Source organism: Flavobacterium sp. FlaQc-48 (genome assembly GCF_044007335.1).
GTDB lineage: Bacteria > Bacteroidota > Bacteroidia > Flavobacteriales > Flavobacteriaceae > Flavobacterium.
This window is the reverse complement of record NZ_JBIPCR010000011.1, coordinates 37,278-54,272: the sequence shown is the minus strand read 5'-3', so window position 1 is coordinate 54,272 and position 16,995 is coordinate 37,278. Positions and strand designations below refer to the sequence as shown.

At 32.9% G+C, this 16,995-nt stretch carries 18 protein-coding genes and 1 pseudogene; 16 read left to right on the top strand and 3 right to left on the bottom strand.

The genetic code is table 11. The features are described from left to right. The first annotated feature begins 213 nt into the window (after positions 1 to 213). From ACHRWY_RS17200 to ACHRWY_RS17165, 8 genes and pseudogenes are all read left to right on the top strand, one after another. Entirely contained in the window at positions 214 to 651 is a 438-nt protein-coding gene (locus tag ACHRWY_RS17200; RefSeq protein ID WP_395356324.1) for a hypothetical protein, read from the top strand. A 38-nt stretch (positions 652 to 689) separates the two neighbouring features. Beyond that, a pseudogene (locus tag ACHRWY_RS17195) lies at positions 690 to 887 on the top strand (cytochrome d ubiquinol oxidase subunit II); the annotation flags it as partial. A 222-nt stretch (positions 888 to 1,109) separates the two neighbouring features. After that, the gene (locus tag ACHRWY_RS17190; protein WP_395356322.1) at positions 1,110 to 2,711 is read left to right on the top strand and encodes a hypothetical protein; all 1,602 of its coding nucleotides are present in this window, start codon (positions 1,110 to 1,112) and stop codon (positions 2,709 to 2,711) included. Positions 2,712 to 2,873: 162 nt separating this feature from the next. Next, the gene (locus ACHRWY_RS17185; protein ID WP_395356320.1) at positions 2,874 to 3,287 is read left to right on the top strand and encodes a helix-turn-helix domain-containing protein; all 414 of its coding nucleotides are present in this window, start codon (positions 2,874 to 2,876) and stop codon (positions 3,285 to 3,287) included. A gap of 140 nt (positions 3,288 to 3,427) precedes the next feature. Next, a complete protein-coding gene (locus ACHRWY_RS17180; RefSeq protein ID WP_395356319.1) occupies positions 3,428 to 3,835 on the top strand; it encodes a hypothetical protein in 408 nt (135 codons plus the stop codon). Further along, positions 3,836 to 4,219, top strand: coding sequence for a hypothetical protein (locus tag ACHRWY_RS17175; RefSeq protein ID WP_395356317.1), 384 nt, complete (start codon positions 3,836 to 3,838; stop codon positions 4,217 to 4,219). A 146-nt stretch (positions 4,220 to 4,365) separates the two neighbouring features. Then, positions 4,366 to 4,806 (top strand): helix-turn-helix domain-containing protein, encoded by a 441-nt coding sequence (locus tag ACHRWY_RS17170; RefSeq protein WP_395356316.1) that lies wholly within the window; start codon positions 4,366 to 4,368, stop codon positions 4,804 to 4,806. A 453-nt stretch (positions 4,807 to 5,259) separates the two neighbouring features. Beyond that, positions 5,260 to 5,706: a GNAT family N-acetyltransferase gene (locus tag ACHRWY_RS17165; protein ID WP_395356314.1), complete on the top strand. Its 447-nt coding sequence runs from the start codon at positions 5,260 to 5,262 to the stop codon at positions 5,704 to 5,706. Positions 5,707 to 6,245: 539 nt separating this feature from the next. Here ACHRWY_RS17165 and ACHRWY_RS17160 read toward each other — a convergent pair. Then, complete coding sequence (locus tag ACHRWY_RS17160; protein WP_395356313.1) at positions 6,246 to 7,031, bottom strand: sulfite exporter TauE/SafE family protein; 786 nt, start codon at positions 7,029 to 7,031, stop codon at positions 6,246 to 6,248. Positions 7,032 to 7,316: 285 nt separating this feature from the next. Continuing rightward, positions 7,317 to 7,958, bottom strand: coding sequence for a Crp/Fnr family transcriptional regulator (locus tag ACHRWY_RS17155; RefSeq protein ID WP_395356312.1), 642 nt, complete (start codon positions 7,956 to 7,958; stop codon positions 7,317 to 7,319). Between the two features lie 675 nt (positions 7,959 to 8,633). Between ACHRWY_RS17155 and ACHRWY_RS17150 the strand changes: the two genes are divergently transcribed. The 5 genes from ACHRWY_RS17150 (at position 8,634) to ACHRWY_RS17130 (ending at position 13,881) form a co-directional block, all read left to right on the top strand. Continuing rightward, positions 8,634 to 8,945: a rhodanese-like domain-containing protein gene (locus ACHRWY_RS17150; protein WP_121329352.1), complete on the top strand. Its 312-nt coding sequence runs from the start codon at positions 8,634 to 8,636 to the stop codon at positions 8,943 to 8,945. 77 nt (positions 8,946 to 9,022) lie between these two features. After that, the gene (locus tag ACHRWY_RS17145) at positions 9,023 to 10,603 is read left to right on the top strand and encodes an NADP-dependent glyceraldehyde-3-phosphate dehydrogenase (RefSeq protein ID WP_395356311.1); all 1,581 of its coding nucleotides are present in this window, start codon (positions 9,023 to 9,025) and stop codon (positions 10,601 to 10,603) included. 212 nt (positions 10,604 to 10,815) lie between these two features. Further along, complete coding sequence (locus ACHRWY_RS17140; protein ID WP_395356309.1) at positions 10,816 to 12,687, top strand: M1 family metallopeptidase; 1,872 nt, start codon at positions 10,816 to 10,818, stop codon at positions 12,685 to 12,687. Between the two features lie 20 nt (positions 12,688 to 12,707). Next, entirely contained in the window at positions 12,708 to 13,100 is a 393-nt protein-coding gene (locus tag ACHRWY_RS17135) for an ACT domain-containing protein (protein WP_395356308.1), read from the top strand. 163 nt (positions 13,101 to 13,263) lie between these two features. After that, complete coding sequence (locus tag ACHRWY_RS17130; RefSeq protein WP_395356306.1) at positions 13,264 to 13,881, top strand: hypothetical protein; 618 nt, start codon at positions 13,264 to 13,266, stop codon at positions 13,879 to 13,881. Between the two features lie 55 nt (positions 13,882 to 13,936). Here the strand turns inward: ACHRWY_RS17130 and ACHRWY_RS17125 are convergent, their stop codons facing one another. After that, the gene (locus ACHRWY_RS17125) at positions 13,937 to 14,500 is read right to left on the bottom strand and encodes a hypothetical protein (RefSeq protein WP_395356305.1); all 564 of its coding nucleotides are present in this window, start codon (positions 14,498 to 14,500) and stop codon (positions 13,937 to 13,939) included. 177 nt (positions 14,501 to 14,677) lie between these two features. Between ACHRWY_RS17125 and ACHRWY_RS17120 the strand changes: the two genes are divergently transcribed. The 3 genes from ACHRWY_RS17120 to ACHRWY_RS17110 all read left to right on the top strand — a co-directional run bounded on the left by ACHRWY_RS17120 (position 14,678) and on the right by ACHRWY_RS17110 (position 16,987). Next, complete coding sequence (locus ACHRWY_RS17120; protein WP_395356303.1) at positions 14,678 to 15,082, top strand: GNAT family N-acetyltransferase; 405 nt, start codon at positions 14,678 to 14,680, stop codon at positions 15,080 to 15,082. A gap of 259 nt (positions 15,083 to 15,341) precedes the next feature. Then, positions 15,342 to 15,725 (top strand): hypothetical protein, encoded by a 384-nt coding sequence (locus tag ACHRWY_RS17115; RefSeq protein WP_395356302.1) that lies wholly within the window; start codon positions 15,342 to 15,344, stop codon positions 15,723 to 15,725. 179 nt (positions 15,726 to 15,904) lie between these two features. After that, complete coding sequence (locus ACHRWY_RS17110; protein WP_395356301.1) at positions 15,905 to 16,987, top strand: efflux RND transporter periplasmic adaptor subunit; 1,083 nt, start codon at positions 15,905 to 15,907, stop codon at positions 16,985 to 16,987. The last annotated feature ends 8 nt before the right edge of the window (positions 16,988 to 16,995 follow it).

Sequence of the window (16,995 nt, the reverse complement as noted above, 5' to 3'; positions counted from 1 at the left end):
TTAAGTTTTTTTTAGCCACGAATTCACGAATTTTTTACTATTGAATATCCTTTGGTTTTAACCAACGGTTTGAATTAAGAAAAGCTGGCCGGGAGGTTCCGGTACTAATCCGGGTAATCTGGGACAAGATGTAAGAGCTATGCCAGTACCTGCTGGTGGCAGTAAAAATACAACCGGTGGAAAAGCACTCTCTAATACTAAATGTAACTAACTATGAAATTCCTATCATTCTATTTTCTAATTTTTCTTTTCGGGTGCACGATTCAAAATCAGGACGAAAAGCTAATCCTTGACTTTGTTATTTCGTGCAAGGATAAAAAAGCTAATCCTGAATTACTAAGAAATAAATATTTTTGCAAAAGCAAAAACACTAAGGTGAACCAAGGCGCTCTGAATAAATTTATCGAAGATCAGATCAGTGAGCTATGCAATGAAATGCAGTCTCAGGACTTAGCAGCATTGAAATTATCAAGAGCAGATGAAGATCCGGAGGTTAAGAAAGAGTTTTTAAATGAAGATTTCTCAAAAGTCTTTATTTTAAAAGCCGGACAAAAAAACGTTCGGTATTTTTTAATTAACAATGGTAAAATAGCATCCTTTATTGTAATGAATAAGGGGGGTATTAAAAGTTTTATGCCCTTGTGTAATTAATTGAATTAGTAAATCTTTACTCAATATTATTTGGTTAAGTAATGCAAAATGTTTTGCCTTCAACCAGTACTGTAAATCCGTCATTAACCATTTACAATATTGCCGCCGGAGCATACGGATTGAATGCCGGAATGAGCTGGTTTTTTATCGCTTTGTTTTTGGTGATTATTTATTTTATTATTCAGTATAGAGTATTTAGCGGGAAAATGGATGATGTAGGGTATGGGGAACATTAGTTTTTTGCCACGAATTACACGAATTAATTATATGAATAGCCGTTGGTTTTAACCAACGGTTTTTTTAGTTTTAGAGGATTTGGACTTTAGCCAAAAATGGGTATATTTGATTAAAGCCGAGAAGAAATGTTTTCATAATCTCCTTGGTTAAAACTAAGGACTGTTCAAATTATAATTTTAAAGTTTTAATTATTTATGTTTTTTAAAAGGAAAAAGAAAATATTGACAGAAGAAGAATTTGTAAATAAGCTTGGTGAAAAATTAGAATCAAGTATTGATGGTCTGGAAGTAAGTATTCATGCTTCAATTCAGCTGTTGCTGGGATATAAGAATTATAGAAAAATTTTTAGTTACGGCGAAGAATATCAAAAATATCTAGAGGATCCCGATTCGATTGATGAAATTCATACAAATGTAAAATCTGCTTTTCTTTCTCTTGTGGAATTAACAAAAGTGGATGCCGAAAAAATTCTCCCCCGTATAGAAAATAAACAATTTATAAAAGAGCATATTGAAGGTAATTCTGTTATGGATAATGTGCTCTATCGCCAAATTAATGAAGAATTGGTTGTTCTTTTCGTCGAAGAACGTGAGGATAAATTTTATCCCCTTCAAAAAAGTGACTTGGCAGATTTGAATTATTCAATGGAAGAATTATTTTTAAAAGCAGCAAACAATCTTGCCAATCTACCAGGAATTCAAAGTCACGACACAAATGGACTTATCAGAGTTAGTGCCGGCGGAATATATGAATCAAGTTTTATACTTCTGGACTTATTTCTTAGAAAGCAATTCTCTGTTCCCGGATATATTGTTGCTGCAATTCCTACGCGAGATACCTTTTTTGTTACAGGGAGTGAAGATCAGGAAAACATCTCTAAACTTTATGATATTATAAAAAAACTAAAGGAAGAAGGGCATCCTATTATTTCTGACAAAATATTTTTACTAGATGATGCTAATAAAATGGTGGGTTTAGAACGATATCTAAAGGATTGTTTAACTGCTCAAAGTTTAAAAGAGCTCAAGCAAAAAAATGAACTGCTATTTGAAAAAGAGTTGTTGTCAGAAAATGAATTTGCTGAGTTAATTATAAAAAAATTAAGTGAAAGAATTGAAGGCGTAAAAACTATTTCGCAAAATCAATTGAATATAATTACAGAGTACAGAAATCAAACTTTTGAGTTTACGTATGTTAAATGCTACGAAGATTATTTAAGACGGCCTGATTTAATTGATGAAACAATTGATCGTTATCTTAACGTAACTTTTGATACTCATATGCCGAAAGAGAGAGTGAAAACTGAAAAAATTCTTCCAGTATTAAAAGGTAAAGAAGCTGTGGAAATCCTTTCCTTTGGTCATCCAGGTTTTGAAGAAATGATTTTTGATCGCTACAATGAAGAATTATCTGTTTATTACGTAGAAAGCAAAGAAAAATTACTTTATTTTATTCAGAAAAATGATTTGGCAGATTTGAATTATTCAATTGAAGATTTAAGAGCTAAAGCATTAGAAAATCTTAGTGCTTATCCCGAAATCAATATTGATGGGGGTGAGGGGCTATATGCTGTAAAATATAAAGGGGAATTTTCTTCGAGTTTGATTTTAGTGAAAATCTGGAATCATGAAAATTTTTCCGTATTTGGAGATATTGTTGTAGCAATTCCCAATCCAAATATAGTTTATGTCACAGGCAGTAAAGATCAAAATAATATATCTAAACTTTATGATTTTATTGAACAACTTAAGGGAGAAGGATTGAATATTGTTTCTGAAAAGTTGTTTGTTTATAGAGGAGATCGTTTTGAGGTTTTAGAATAGATATTTGATCATTCTTAATTTTAACCTTTACGTTTTCATCTTTGTCAAAGTTTAAAACTTTGACAAGAATTATTTAAGGCATGTAAAACGTATCTTACAAAAAAAGAACCTGTATTTTACCACATCTATATTTTTCTAAAGAATTTTAAATATCTTTGAACTATGAGCACAGCAACAAAACCAAAACATATCGGACGTAATATAAGCCGAATCAGAGAGCTTAAAGGAATGAAACAAGAAGCACTTGCGCAAGCAATTGGTTCAAACCAGCAGGCTATTTCGATTATTGAGTCAAATGAATCAATTGATAAAGTAAAACTTGAACAAATTGCAAAAGCACTAGGAGTTACAGTAGAAGCGATTGAAAATTTTTCGGAAGAATCAGTTTTTAATTTTTTTAATAATTTTTACGACAATAGTGCAAGTAATGGTCAAGGTGCATCTGGGCCTATTTTTACTTTCAATCCTTTAGATAAAATGGTTGAACTTTACGAACGTTTGGTTCTGGCTGAGAAAGAATTAGTTCTGGCGGAAAAAGCAAAAGTAGAATATCTTGAAAAGCTTTTGAACAAATAGGCCGAAGGTCTAAAATCACTAGCGTAGTGTATCGCACTACGAACAAAACGAAAAGCGAATATCGCCCTGAAAGGGCAAAAGCAAATAGACATAAAACTATAAAGAAATGGAAAGTTTGAGGTCTTAAAAGTTTAAAGAGATTGAAAACAGATAATTCAAAAAAGAATATTACAATTGCAGCTCTTAGTCGTAAAATCATGCACCCAGAAGAATGGATCTATTCAAAGGTATATTTTCTAGGGAAAAGTTTAGACTTTGATCTTGAAGAAAATGAGTTATCTGTTTTTGAAGTGAAAAGCCCGAATGTTACTACACTCATAACAACACGTCGTATTATTGAGAAATCGAATAACAGCATTCATTCTTTGAAGTTTGATGATGTTGATAGCGTGAAATATGGTAATTTTAAAGGAGATCTAAATAAGCCTCAGCTATCAATATGTAAAATTATTGATATTCATGGAAAAGAATTCAGTTTTCAAATGGAAACAGGCAAAGCATCTATTGGATTTATATATGCTATAAATACTTTGTTACGATTAAAATAAATGAAGAAAGCTTTAGAATTGTCAAATAAGCAATGGAAAATAATTCTGAATATCGGAATAACTATTTTTGCTGTTTTTCTTTTCGTAAAATCATTTACCATAGATACAGATAGAAGTAAATATGAAAGATCATTAAAAAATATTCAGGAACAGAGTTTTGAAGGGATTGTAATTGATAAGGGATTCGAAAAATTCAATCATAATGCGGCAATGATATATTTAAGTAATGAAACTAAATTTTCTCCTTTTGGTCAATTTTGGCCGAAAATTAAAATTGGAGATTCAATTGTCAAGAAAAAAGGAGAAACAGTTATCACAGTTTATAGAAATAATGAAAAATTTATGTTAGATAATAAAGAAATATTGGAGTCATGGAAAAAATAAATCTGTGCTATCTTTACGTTTTCCTCTTTGTCAAAGTTTAAAGCTTTGACAAAGATTTATTTAAACCCGTAAAACGTATCTTACAAAAAAGAACCTGTATTTTACCAGATCTATATTTTTTTAAAGAATTTTAATATCTTTGAACTATGAGCACAGCAACAAAACCAAAACATATCGGACGCAACATAAGCCGAATCAGAGAGCTTAAAGGAATGAAACAAGAGATTCTTGCAGAAGCAATTGGTGTAAGTCAGCAAACTGTTTCCAGTATTGAAGGAAGCGAGGAAGTTGACGATAAAAGACTTGTAGAGATTGCAAAAGTACTTGGAGTTACGGTAGAAGCAATTGAAAACTTTTCGGAAGAAGGTATTATCAATTATTTCAACACTTTTAATGAAGCTGTTTCAGGTAGTTTTGTAACCAATAATGAAGCTGTTTCTGATAGTTTTATAACCAATAATTCTTGTACTTTCAATCCTTTAGATAAAATGGTTGAACTTTATGAACGTTTGGTTCTGGCCGAGAAAGAATTAGTTCTGGCTGAAAAAGCAAAAGTAGAATATCTTGAAAAGCTTTTGAACAAATAGGCCGAAGGTCTAAAATCACCAGCGTAGTGCATTGCACTACGAACTAAACTAAAAGCGAATATCGCCCTGAAAGGGCAAAAGCAAATAATCGCTTTCTTAGAAAATACATATAACACACAATGAAGTTTTTCTTTGCGGTTAGGCTTTCGCCCTTTCAGGGCTAAATAACAAATGTTTTTATTCATAGTGTTTTGCAATATGCTATTGCTAAAGCTCTTTCAGAGCGTTATGCTTCGAATACTTTTTTTTAATCTGCACTTTTTTTTCTCTTTGCAAAACTCTAAAAGTTAGATAAGAATTGATTTACAGAAAAATAATTTTGTTGATTTACTTACTGCAAAATGCTCTTTTTGATGTTTTAAATACTGGATGATCTTGTTTTGTATAAACTGGACTGTAAGCGAATTTGCCCTTTGGAATACTTTCGTTTTTTAATCAAAATATTTAAAAACAATGGATTACAAAATCAAAAAAGCAAGTATCGAAGACCTTAACGAAGCCGCAAACCTTTTTAACCTTTATCGTGTCTTCTACCGTCAGGAATCTGATGTCGAAAAAGGAAAAGCATTTCTTAAAGAACGTTTACTGAACAATGAATCGGATATTTTTTTAGCAATTGTGGACGGAAAAGCCGTTGGCTTTGTACAACTTTACAAATTATTTCACTACACAAAATTACAAAAACAATGGCTGTTGAGTGATCTTTTTGTACAGCCGGATTATAGAGGCAAAGGACTTTCGGTAGCCTTAATTGACAGAAGTAAACAATGGTGTGAAGAAACAAATGCCTGCGGTTTGATGCTGGAAACTGAAAAGACAAATGATATAGGCAACACTTTATATCCGCGTTGTGGTTTTGAATATGACGGATTACATAATTATTATCATTGGTGGAAATAGAGGATAGAGGATAGAGGATAGAGGATAGAGGATAGAGGATAGAGAATAGAAAATAGAGGATAGAGAATAGAGGATAGAGAGTAAAGAGTAAATAATGGGAAGCGATATTTGTTTCCTCATTTTTAGTTTTCGTCTTTGTCAAAGTTAGTCCGCATATTTTTTGTCATCCCGAGGAACGAGGGATCTCCGCAAGTAGCTCTGCAAAGATTGGCGATTTTGATTGTCGAGTTTTTTGTGGAGATCCCTCGTTCCTACCAATGACGTTTTAAATTTTAATCTAAATTAATGAGCGTATGATCAGTTTTATTTTCTCCCTTTTTTTTCGCAATCCCTTTGCGATCTCAAAGCAAAGCGATCTCAAAACAAACTTTGCGAACTTTGCATAAAAACTTTGCGGTCTCTGCGGTAAAAGTCATTTATATTACTTTTTTTAGGATAAAAATTAGACCTCGGGATGACAATGATTGTGGTTATGCTGCAATTAAGAAGCAAAAATTGTAGTAAAATAAAAATCTGCTAAATCTGCGAGAGAAAAAACTTTAAAACAAAACCTCCTTAGTAATAATATAAAATCCCATCACCAATACAAACCATCCAAAAATTGGTTTTAGTTTGGTACCATCAATTTTCTTAGAAAGCTGACTGCCTATAATCATTCCTAAAAGTGGCATTCCGGAAACGCCTAATAAAAAAGGATAGTTTATAGGAGTTCCAATATAAAGATCACCGCCAAAACCAATAGATGAATTAATTGTAATAATTAACAATGAAGTTCCTACGGCTTGTTTCATGGGTAAATTGGCAAAAAAGAGCAGGGCAGGAATAATCAGAAACCCTCCGCCGGCACCAAGAAATCCGGTTATGATACCGACAATGAAACCTATTATGGCTAGTTGGGTATAATTAGTTTCTGTGGCTTTTATTTCGGGTTTGTTTTTTCGGATCATGGAGATTGAGGCTGTAATCATCAATATCGAAAAGATAATCATAATCAGAAAATCTTTGGAAACGGAATACGAAGCAACAGAAAATAAGGTAGAAGCAATTTGAGGAAAAATAACTTCACGAATAATCAAGATCGAAATTACAGACGGAACCGCAAAATACAACGCCGATTTGAGTTTTAGATTTCCCATTTTATAATGGCTGTAACTCCCAAACATAGCCGTTAGTCCCACAATAAATAAAGAGTAAGAAGTGGCCTGCTCCGGATTTACTTTAAACAAGTACACTAAAATAGGAATGGTTAAAATCGATCCGCCTCCGCCAATTAAGCCAAGGGAAATCCCTATAATGATCGAAGCAAAATAACCTAAATATTCCATTGCATTAGTTTTATGCAAAGGTGCTTTGATAAAAAGAAATCTACAGTAACATTTATCACATAAGGAATTTTTGTTACTGATTTATAGCCCAAGGATTTGACGGATGAAACGGGTTTTCACAGGTTTGTTTTGAAATGACAAGAGTTGTCTAAAATAGTTTTTACCATTAAGATATTAAGAAAATTAAGTTTGCTTCTTTGTATATCGTAATTAATCAAGAAGATTAAGTAACTAAGCCTTAATTTTTCTTAATTTCTTAATGGTTCAAATAAAAAAAACTTAGCGTTAATTTGTGAAATTCGTGTTTAGTAACTCAATTTGGTTGCGGTTGAGTTTGACCAAACCTCTTTGTTCCATTTTTTTGAGTAATCTTGAAACGACTTCTCTGGAAGTGTTTAATTCAGTTGCAATTTCCTGGTGTGAAAGATTAACTTCAGAACAGCCGCAGGCATCAGAATGTCTTTTGAGGTAAAACTCCAGACGTTCGTCCATAGAACGGAAAGCGATATTGTCTACCACTTCCAGGACTTCTTCAAAACGGCTTCTGTAGGTTTCAATTACAAATTCGTACCACGATCTGTGTTCCATCATCCATTTGTCCATCATTTGCAGCGGAATCATCATCACCTCAACATCTTCGACCACTTTTGCCATAATCTGGCTTTTCTCGCTTTTGGCGGTACAAATCATCGATATGGCACAGGCTTGTCCGGGTTGTAAATAATACATTAAAAATTCGCCGCCATCTTCGCCTTCGCGATAAATTTTGATTTTTCCTTTGGTAATTAAAACCGTGTTTTTAATGTATTGTCCGGTTCGCATTAAAATGGTTCCGGCTTCAAAGTCCTGCAGGCTTCCGTTTTCTTCGATTGTTGCAATAAGTTCGCTGGAGAAATTAGGAAATATGTTTTTTAATGAATTTTGCATGGGTTAAGTATTGTAATTATTGGGCCACGGATTTTACGGATTGAACTGGTTTGCACAGATTTATTTATTTTTAATCAAAGTTTAAAATGTTTTAACACATAGAAACATAAGCTTTTTGTTACTTAAAAAGGGCGTTTCACTTTGCATGAATGCACATCGCTATGTGTAAATAGTGTGTTATTTTATTTTGCTCTTAACCTTAAAAAAAACCTGTGTTTCTATATGTTTAAATTTTTATTTTTTTTCAGATTTCAGAAATTAACACAAAATCAATTCGTGAAAATTAATGCCATTCGTGGCAAACATTTTAATCATGGTAATCTTTATAGTCTGTGGCAAAAAATAGATTTCAACACAAAGTATGAATAAAAAACAGCATAATTATTTGCAAACAATTTTATCAAATAGAAATCAAAAATTATAATTTTTTACAAAGATAGTAGTTTGAAGTAGTATTAATTGTCAGAAAACTATATTTGAGATGTATTTTGTGTAAATGAAAAAATCCTATTTTCTATCGAGTTTATAGGTTATATTTTTAAAAATAGTAAGTAAATTTGTTTTTCACTGATTATAATAGTTTCTCTAAAACGTTTTCTGAGAATAATAATCGAAATCGCATTTGGCACGTTTTTAATTAATAGAAACGTCGTAATTTTACAAAAAACACATATTATGAATTTATCACAAGAAGATTGGGTTAATCAGCTTGCTGCTGACGAGAATGCAGTTATACTGGACGTAAGAACTGAAGACGAATTTAATGACGGTTATATCGAGAATGCCGTGAATATTGACATTAATAAAGGTCAGGGTTTTATTTATGAAATCGAAGAATTAGATAAAAATAAAAATTATTATGTGTATTGCCGTTCTGGAGCCAGAAGTGCTAAAGCATGTCAGATTATGAATGAATTAGGTATTAATAATGCCTACAATTTGCTTGGCGGAATCCTGGATTGGGAAGGCGAAACCGTAAATCCATAAGAAAGAAAAAGAGGCACAAAAAGCCTCTTTTTCTTTTTTAAAATGCTATTAATAACCAAACTATAAAGTACCAGATTATGAGTTTAATACCCGAAGAATATCAGATTAAAACCCTTATAAATCAAGACACCTATCTTGTAAATGGCGAATTAAAACAATGGACAGGACAAACCACACCTGTTTTTTCTACCATTTCATCAACAGAAAAATATACACCAACTTTATTAGGATCGATTCCGTTTATGGCAGAAAAAGAAGCTGCCGAAGTGGTTGAAGCTGCAAATACCGCCTACAACAAAGGACAAGGTTTATGGCCTACTATGAAAGTGGTAGACCGTATAAAATGCATGGAGAATTTTGTTCGACAAATGAAAGAAACCCGTGAGGAAGTGGTTAAACTTTTGATGTGGGAAATTGGAAAAAATCTTGGCGATTCGCAAAAAGAATTCGACAGAACGGTTGAATATATTTATGATACTATTGCCAGTTATAAAGAACTAAACGGACGCAGTTCGCATTTTGAAAAAGTACAGGGCGTGAATGCGATGATTCGTCGCGGACCTCTTGGCGTGGTTTTGTGTCTTGGACCTTACAATTATCCTCTTAATGAAACGTTCTCCTTATTAATCCCGGCTTTGATTATGGGGAATACGGTGATTTTTAAACCTGCAAAACACGGTGTTTTATGTATCTCGCCATTGTTAGAAGCATTTAGAAGCAGTTTTCCAAAAGGAGTTATCAATATAGTATACGGAAGAGGCCGTGAAGTAGCTTCGCCAATTATGAAATCAGGAAAAATAGATGTACTGGCATTAATTGGAAACAGTAAATCGGCGATTGCTTTGCAGGACCAGCATCCAAATAAAAACCGTTTGCGTTTGATTTTAGGATTAGAAGCTAAAAACCCGGCGATTATTTTACCGGATGCCGATTTAGATCTGGCTATTCAGGAATGTATTGCAGGAACTTTATCTTTCAACGGGCAACGTTGTACCGCTTTGAAAGTTTTATATGTTCATACTTCTATCGTAGAGGAATTCAACAAGCGTTTTTCTGAAAAAGTAGACAGCTTAGGATTTGGAAATCCATGGGATAAAGGTGCTTCATTAACGCCGCTGCCGGAATCAGAAAAACCAGCTTACATACAAGGTTTAATTGATGATGCTACCAGTAAAGGAGCCAAAATATTGAACGAAAAAGGCGGAAAACACACTGATAATTATATTTTTCCGGCGGTTTTATATCCGGTAAACAAAGAGATGCGTGTTTATCATGAAGAACAATTTGGCCCCGTAGTTCCGGTTATTTCTTTTAATGATATTAGCGAACCGCTTGAAGATATGGCAGAATCAAATTACGGTCAACAAGTGAGTTTGTTTGGCAAAGACATTAAAACCCTTGCACCGCTTATTGATGCTTTAGTAAATTTAGTTTGCAGGGTAAACCTCAACAGTTCTTGTCAGAGAGGCCCGGATGCGTTTCCGTTTACAGGTCGTAAAGATTCTGCTGTAGGAACCCTTAGTATTCCTGATGCTTTGCGTTCTTTCTCTATTCGTACGTTCGTGGCTTCAAAAGATATCGATTATAATAATGAAATTTTGCAGGAATTGCTAAACAGCAAAGAATCAAATTTTATTAATACCGATTATATTTTGTAGGTACCAAGGTTATATATTAATTGTAGATGCCGTCTTTTTCTTTTGAAATAAGACGGTTTTTATTTTTAAAAGTTTCTAAGGTTCTGAGTGTTTAAGATTTTAAGTTTTTTTTGAAAATGGCGTAATAAATTTTTTAGTCGTTATTGTAACAAAAAGTTAAAAAAATCACTAATATTATAACTGATATTCAATCAACAAAATATAATCACTTTATGGAAAAAAAATCGATACAATTTGTACTTATTGCATTTTTGTTTTTGGCACAAAATGGTTTTTCGCAAGAACTTTATATGCCCAGAAATATAAAGGAAGCTTACACTAAAGGAACCCGTTCTAAAGACGGAAAACCGGGTAAAAACTACTGGCAAAACCATGGGAAATACAATATGGATATTGCTGTAGATGCAAAGACTAAAATAGTTAGCGGAACAGAAACTATTGTTTACGAGAATAATAGTAATGATACTTTACGAAATCTTGCCATTAGATTTGTAAATAATTTGCACAAACCCTCTTCGCCCAGAAGCGGAAATGTCAATGATGATTTTTTGAGTAACGGATTAACTATTACTTCTTTAAAAATTGAAGGTGAAATTTACAAAGAAGATGCCAGAAGCTGGGGAACGGTAGGAAATGTAAAGATGAACAAAGCACTTCTGCCACATTCAAAAATTACAATTAATATCGATTGGAATTACCCTTTGTCAAAAGAGAGCGGGAGAGAAGGACAAATAGACGAAACTACTTTTTTTGTAGCCTACAGTTATCCCCGTGTATCTGTTTTTGATGATTACAACGGATGGGACAGATTGCCTCATACAGATCGTCAGGAGTTTTATAATGATTTTAATGATTATACTTTTTCAGTAAAAGCGCCTAAAAATTATGTTGTGTATGCGACGGGAGATTTACTAAATCCTGATGAAGTTTTGCAACCGGAATTTTCGGCACGTTTAAAAAAATCGTATGCTACAGATGAAATTTTGCATATCGCCAACGAAAAAGAATTAAAAACAGGAATTGTAACCAAACAAAATGAGTGGAATGTCTGGAAATTTGAAGCCAAAAACATTTCAGATGTTTGTTTTGGATTAAGTGATCATTATTTATGGGATGCCAGCAGTGTTTTGGTAGATAAAAAAACAAATCGTCGCGCAAGTGTTCAGGCGGCGTATGATATAAAGGGAACTGATTTTGTAAACTCGGTAAAAAACAACCAATATGCACTGGATTTCTTTTCGAACAATTGGCCGGGAGTTCCATATCCTTTTTCAAAAATGACCGCTTTTCAGGGCTTTGCAGACATGGAATACCCAATGATGTGTAACGATTCTCAGATGGGCGATCCTGTTTTTGCCCAATTGGTTCAGGATCATGAAGTAGCACATACGTATTTTCCTTTTTATATGGGAATCAACGAAACGCGTTATGCTTTTATGGATGAAGGCTGGGCAACGACTTTTGAATATTTAATTGGAATTGCCGAACACGGAAAAGAAGCAGCCGATAAATTCTACAAAGATTTTAGGGTTAAAGATTATATAAGTGATCGTTCAGCAGAAGAAGATCAGCCTGTTATTTCAATGTCGACACAGGTTTCAGGTCCCGGATACGGGAATAATTCATACGGAAAAGCCTCACTTTCGTACCTGGCTTTAAAAGATATGTTAGGCGATGATTTGTTCAAAAAATCGTTGCATGCTTATATGGACAACTGGAATGGTAAGCATCCTATTCCGTGGGATTATTTTAATTCTATAAATGCAGCTTCCGGAAAAAATCTGAACTGGTTCTTTAATAATTGGTTTTTTACTAATAATTATATCGATGTATCAGTTAAAAGCGTTTCCAGGAATGTAGTCTCCATCGAGAATGTGGGAGGTTTTGTGATTCCGTTTGATGTCATTGTTACTTATTCGGACAACACAACAGAAACAGTTCATCAAACGCCATCTATTTGGGAACGAAATCAAAAATTAGCTACAATTACTTTAAAAACGAATAAACAAATTAAACAAGTAAAAGCTGATGGCGGTATTTTTATGGATGCTACACCGGAAAATAATACTTTTATTGTAAAATAAATAGAACAGAAACACATAAAATGTCCGGAGAAAAAGATTTACGACAATTGCTCAAAAGCATGAAACCCGAACAGGTTTTGGGAGATTATGTGTTTTGTAAAGTCGAAAGTTTAGAAAAAACAGATCTCAACGAAATTGAAATGTTTTTTAAAGAAAAAGAAGCGGTTACCCTGATTCTTAAAAAAGAAATAGCCGATAAATTGAAACTGGATTATTCGGTTGTAATGTCCTGGATCACGCTTACGGTACATTCGTCATTAGAAGCCGTTGGACTAACAGCTGCATTTTCGAAAGCGCTTTCAGCACATAATATTAGCTGCAATGTAGTAGCTGCTTTTTATCACGATCATATTTTTGTGAATAAAAAAGATGTCCAAAAAGCAATGGAGATTTTAAATTCATTTTCAGTTTAAACCTGAGAATAAGCATGATAAAGAAGAGAATCTAATTATTTAGATTCTCTTCTTTTTTTAATTCATTTAAGTTTTTTCTTAGAATAAAATAAATTTGAGAAACTGTAAGAAAATATGGGATTAAAAAACTACGTTTGCAAAAAATGAAAAACTTGCTATATAAATGAAAAAGTCCCTAATTTTGATTGTTTTTTTGATTGTTTCTAAAACAATTGCTCAAAATGATCCGAAAACTGCATTTCAAAAAAGCCGATATGAATTAGCTGTCTCTTATTATAAAAAGGCTGATTTAAAAAAGGCTCTTGATTTATTTCACATTGCTTCGACCATTAAACCCGAAACTGAAATTGGTAAAGAATCCCTAAAACAGATCGATACTATAAAAAACGTTTTACGGGAAACTATTTTGGCACAGGCCCTGGGTAACTGGAAAATGATGGGAGATAAACCAATCTGGGCTGTTAGCCAATCTGTAAGTTATGCCGAAAAAGATTTTGATGAGTTAGTAACCATTACTCAAAACGAGATCGTGTTTTATGAAATAAACAAAAAGACCGGGGAAAAGAAAATCATCAAAACAGAAAATTTAGTGTACTACAACAAGAACAAATCCGACTCACTGTTTTCGGATATCATCTTATCAGATGGTACCATATGGAATTGTTCTATTAATGAAGATTCAGATCAACTTCACGTTATTAACGTAGGTATTAAAGATGAAAACGGTGTAAAGAAAATTGAAAGTGATAATATGGAACGTTACTATGTTAAAGTAAAATAATACAAAAGGGAATCTAAACAGTTAGATTCCCTTTTGTATTTCAGGAGTTATTATTTTATAAAAATTTAAATCCTAAAGAGATATTAGACACAGCTGTTTTAACCTTTCTTCCTGAAGGATCGAGATCCGTAACTCCGGCAAGATACCGGTAATCTAAAGTCAGCTTCCATAAGTCAACACCAACTCCTCCAAGAATGCTGCTGTTGTTTTTTTCAAGAGCAATATAATTTAAACTATTATTGGCCTTTATATCTGAATAATTTTTCCAGTTGTATCCGGCAAAAATTCGAACATTCCCTAATTTTCCCAGAGGAACAATTTTAAAACCAATCAGTAAGGTAGCGTCAGTACCTGATAGCTTATATTCGGTTTCTCCAATCCCGGTTTGAGACACACTAAATTTTGATTGTGCATAGCCAAATTCGCCCTGACCATAAAAGAGCAACAAATTTACCCTTGCAAATCCGGCAACACCATAACCTGTTCCGGAACTTTTTGAACTAAAATCGTCCGTAAGCGGAGAAGTAATATTATAAGAAAACTGAGGTCCAAATTGTATCAATTGCGCAAAACCATTTACACTAATACATAACAATACTGCCAGAATAAATTTTTTCATAACGGGATTTATTTTTTAGATAGCATAAAAATAAAAATTATTAATTTAAAAAGAATGATTTATCTTATTTAATTTGTGTATGTTTTTGATAATGAGTGTAATGTGATTTGGCTCTCAGGCAAGGATATACCAATTTAAATGCATTAAATTTGAAATTCTTAAAGAAATAGGTATTGAATGGACATTAAAAAAATAAAACCTTCTGAAACTTGGAAAATCAGGCACGAAGTAATGTGGCCGGATCTGCCTTTTGAATTTGTACAATTAGAAGAAGATCATTCAGGATTGCATTTTGGAGTTTTCGAGAAAGAAAAATTAGTTTCGATAGTTTCCTGTTTCATTACTGAAGATGAAATGCAGTTTAGAAAATTAGCCACTTTAAAAGAGTTTCAGGGAAAAGGAATTGCTTCGGTTTTACTACAATATATTCTGGATCTTGCAAAAGAAAAGAAATTAAGCAAAGTTTGGTGTAATGCCCGAACCCATAAAAAGTCATTTTATGAGAAATTTGGTATGATGGCTACACAACAAAATTTCATAAAAGAAGGACAGGAATTTACTATAATGGAAGTTTTGCTGTGAAAAAGTGTATGAAATTTACATATTAAAATGTTAAGAGTCTAATATTTGCGATTTTGACTGTTTTTCGTTCATTTCTTCCCTTTTACCAATCTGATTCTAATATGAAGCTGTTTTTTTGTGATTTTTTAGCAAAAAACTATAATATTTTATAATAATTTATATTTAATAAAATAATGAAAACGTTTTCGCTTTTATTAAATGTTAAAGCTTATAAAAAAATCTTTTTTTCTTTCGATACTTTGCTTACTTTCGCACCCAAATGAGAAAGTTAATAGTATTTTTAGTATTCATGAATTTGCTTCTGTTCGGCGGAGGTCAATATCTTAATGCTGGTACTCCTCAAAACTTTCATCACCATACTCTTGAGAAAAAACACCGTGTAAAATTCACCAATCAGGATCAGGGCAGTTCTATTATTGAAGATGCCGATGTGGATCTTGAAGAAGAATACCTCGGAAGTGATGATCTTAAAGATGGACTTACGAATAAGTTTTTTGCAACAAACTACAGTTTACTTGACAATTGGTATCTTTCCTTTTCAAGTCAGACTATTGTAAATGATTACAATCGTTTTAAAATCTTCGTGCCATTCTGTGGCCAGTCAAATCCTATATACATTACTCAACGAGTTTTAAGAATTTGATTTACCCGTATACATCGGTTACCTAAGTTGTGATTCTCCATATCTTGTTGATGTATATTTTTTTTCTACTTCTTCTTAATATGAAAGTTAAGTTCTGACTTAAGGCTGCTGATGCATTTTTCCATCTAAAGGAATCTTTGTATTCCAAGCATTCAATCGCTTAATTTCCAAACTAAATCATGAAAAGAATTATCTTGTTCACAGGCTTAATTGCCCTTGTGTGCCTTACTAGTTGTACAGCTAAAAAAGAAGAAAAAGAAGAAGCGGAAAAATTTACCGCAACAAATCCGGTATTAATGGATACTTCGTTTGTAAAAGAGTATGTTTCTCAGATTAAATCTGTGCGTAACATCGAAATCCGTGCCCAGGAAAAAGGGTTTCTACAAAATATTTATGTTGATGAGGGGCAGTTTGTAAAAGCGGGACAGCTGTTGTTTAGAATTATGCCCAACATGTATCAGGCAGAATTGCTTAAAGCACAAGCTGAACAAAAATCAGTAGAAATCGAATTACAAAATTCAAAATTATTAGCAGATAAAAATATCGTTTCTAAAAACGAATTAAGTGTTGCTCAGGCAAAACTACAATCAGCAAAAGCTGAGGTTGCATTAGCAAAACTACATTTATCATTTACCGAAATCAGAGCTCCGTTTGACGGAACGATTGACCGTATTCCTTTAAAACTGGGAAGTCTTATCGACGAAGGTGAATTATTGACCAGCCTTTCAGACAACAGTCAGATGTTTGCTTACTTCAATGTTTCGGAACCGGAATATTTACAATATCAGACCAATGTAAAAGACCGTGCTGATAATAAAGTGAGTTTAGTTTTGGCCAATGGTGATACTTTCAAAGAAAAAGGAAAAGTAGAACTTATCGAAAGTGAATTTAACAACGAAACGGGAAATATCGCATTTAGAGCAAGATTCCCTAATTCAGGAAAATTACTAAGAAATGGTGAAACCGGACAAGTTCAAATGCTGGTACCTCTTAAAAATGCTGTGATAATTCCGCAAAAAGCGACTTACGAAATCCAGGATAAAAAATATGTTTTTGTAATTGATAAAAACAATAAAGTAAACTCAAGAGAAATTACAATTACAGGTGAAATTCCTGATTTATATGTGATTAAAACCGGACTTACTCAAAATGAGAAGATTTTACTTGAAGGAGTTCAGAAAGTAAAAGAGAATGACAAAATTAAATATGAATTCCAGTCTCCAAAAGAGGTAATGAATCATTTGCGCGTAAAAGCAGAGTAATTTTTTGT

What these genes read in the sequence shown, in the direction of transcription:
- ACHRWY_RS17155 (WP_395356312.1), bottom strand. Translation starts at nt 7,958, where the DNA reads ATGCAAAATTCATTAAAAAACATATTTCCTAATTTCTCCAGCGAACTT.
- ACHRWY_RS17130 (WP_395356306.1), top strand. Translation starts at nt 13,264, where the DNA reads ATGAAAAAGTCCCTAATTTTGATTGTTTTTTTGATTGTTTCTAAAACA.
- ACHRWY_RS17160 (WP_395356313.1), bottom strand. Translation starts at nt 7,031, where the DNA reads ATGGAATATTTAGGTTATTTTGCTTCGATCATTATAGGGATTTCCCTT.
- ACHRWY_RS17165 (WP_395356314.1), top strand. Translation starts at nt 5,260, where the DNA reads ATGGATTACAAAATCAAAAAAGCAAGTATCGAAGACCTTAACGAAGCC.
- ACHRWY_RS17140 (WP_395356309.1), top strand. Translation starts at nt 10,816, where the DNA reads ATGGAAAAAAAATCGATACAATTTGTACTTATTGCATTTTTGTTTTTG.
- ACHRWY_RS17185 (WP_395356320.1), top strand. Translation starts at nt 2,874, where the DNA reads ATGAGCACAGCAACAAAACCAAAACATATCGGACGTAATATAAGCCGA.
- ACHRWY_RS17115 (WP_395356302.1), top strand. Translation starts at nt 15,342, where the DNA reads ATGAGAAAGTTAATAGTATTTTTAGTATTCATGAATTTGCTTCTGTTC.
- ACHRWY_RS17110 (WP_395356301.1), top strand. Translation starts at nt 15,905, where the DNA reads ATGAAAAGAATTATCTTGTTCACAGGCTTAATTGCCCTTGTGTGCCTT.
- ACHRWY_RS17175 (WP_395356317.1), top strand. Translation starts at nt 3,836, where the DNA reads ATGAAGAAAGCTTTAGAATTGTCAAATAAGCAATGGAAAATAATTCTG.
- ACHRWY_RS17150 (WP_121329352.1), top strand. Translation starts at nt 8,634, where the DNA reads ATGAATTTATCACAAGAAGATTGGGTTAATCAGCTTGCTGCTGACGAG.
- ACHRWY_RS17170 (WP_395356316.1), top strand. Translation starts at nt 4,366, where the DNA reads ATGAGCACAGCAACAAAACCAAAACATATCGGACGCAACATAAGCCGA.
- ACHRWY_RS17120 (WP_395356303.1), top strand. Translation starts at nt 14,678, where the DNA reads ATGGACATTAAAAAAATAAAACCTTCTGAAACTTGGAAAATCAGGCAC.
- ACHRWY_RS17125 (WP_395356305.1), bottom strand. Translation starts at nt 14,500, where the DNA reads ATGAAAAAATTTATTCTGGCAGTATTGTTATGTATTAGTGTAAATGGT.
- ACHRWY_RS17200 (WP_395356324.1), top strand. Translation starts at nt 214, where the DNA reads ATGAAATTCCTATCATTCTATTTTCTAATTTTTCTTTTCGGGTGCACG.
- ACHRWY_RS17135 (WP_395356308.1), top strand. Translation starts at nt 12,708, where the DNA reads ATGTCCGGAGAAAAAGATTTACGACAATTGCTCAAAAGCATGAAACCC.
- ACHRWY_RS17145 (WP_395356311.1), top strand. Translation starts at nt 9,023, where the DNA reads ATGAGTTTAATACCCGAAGAATATCAGATTAAAACCCTTATAAATCAA.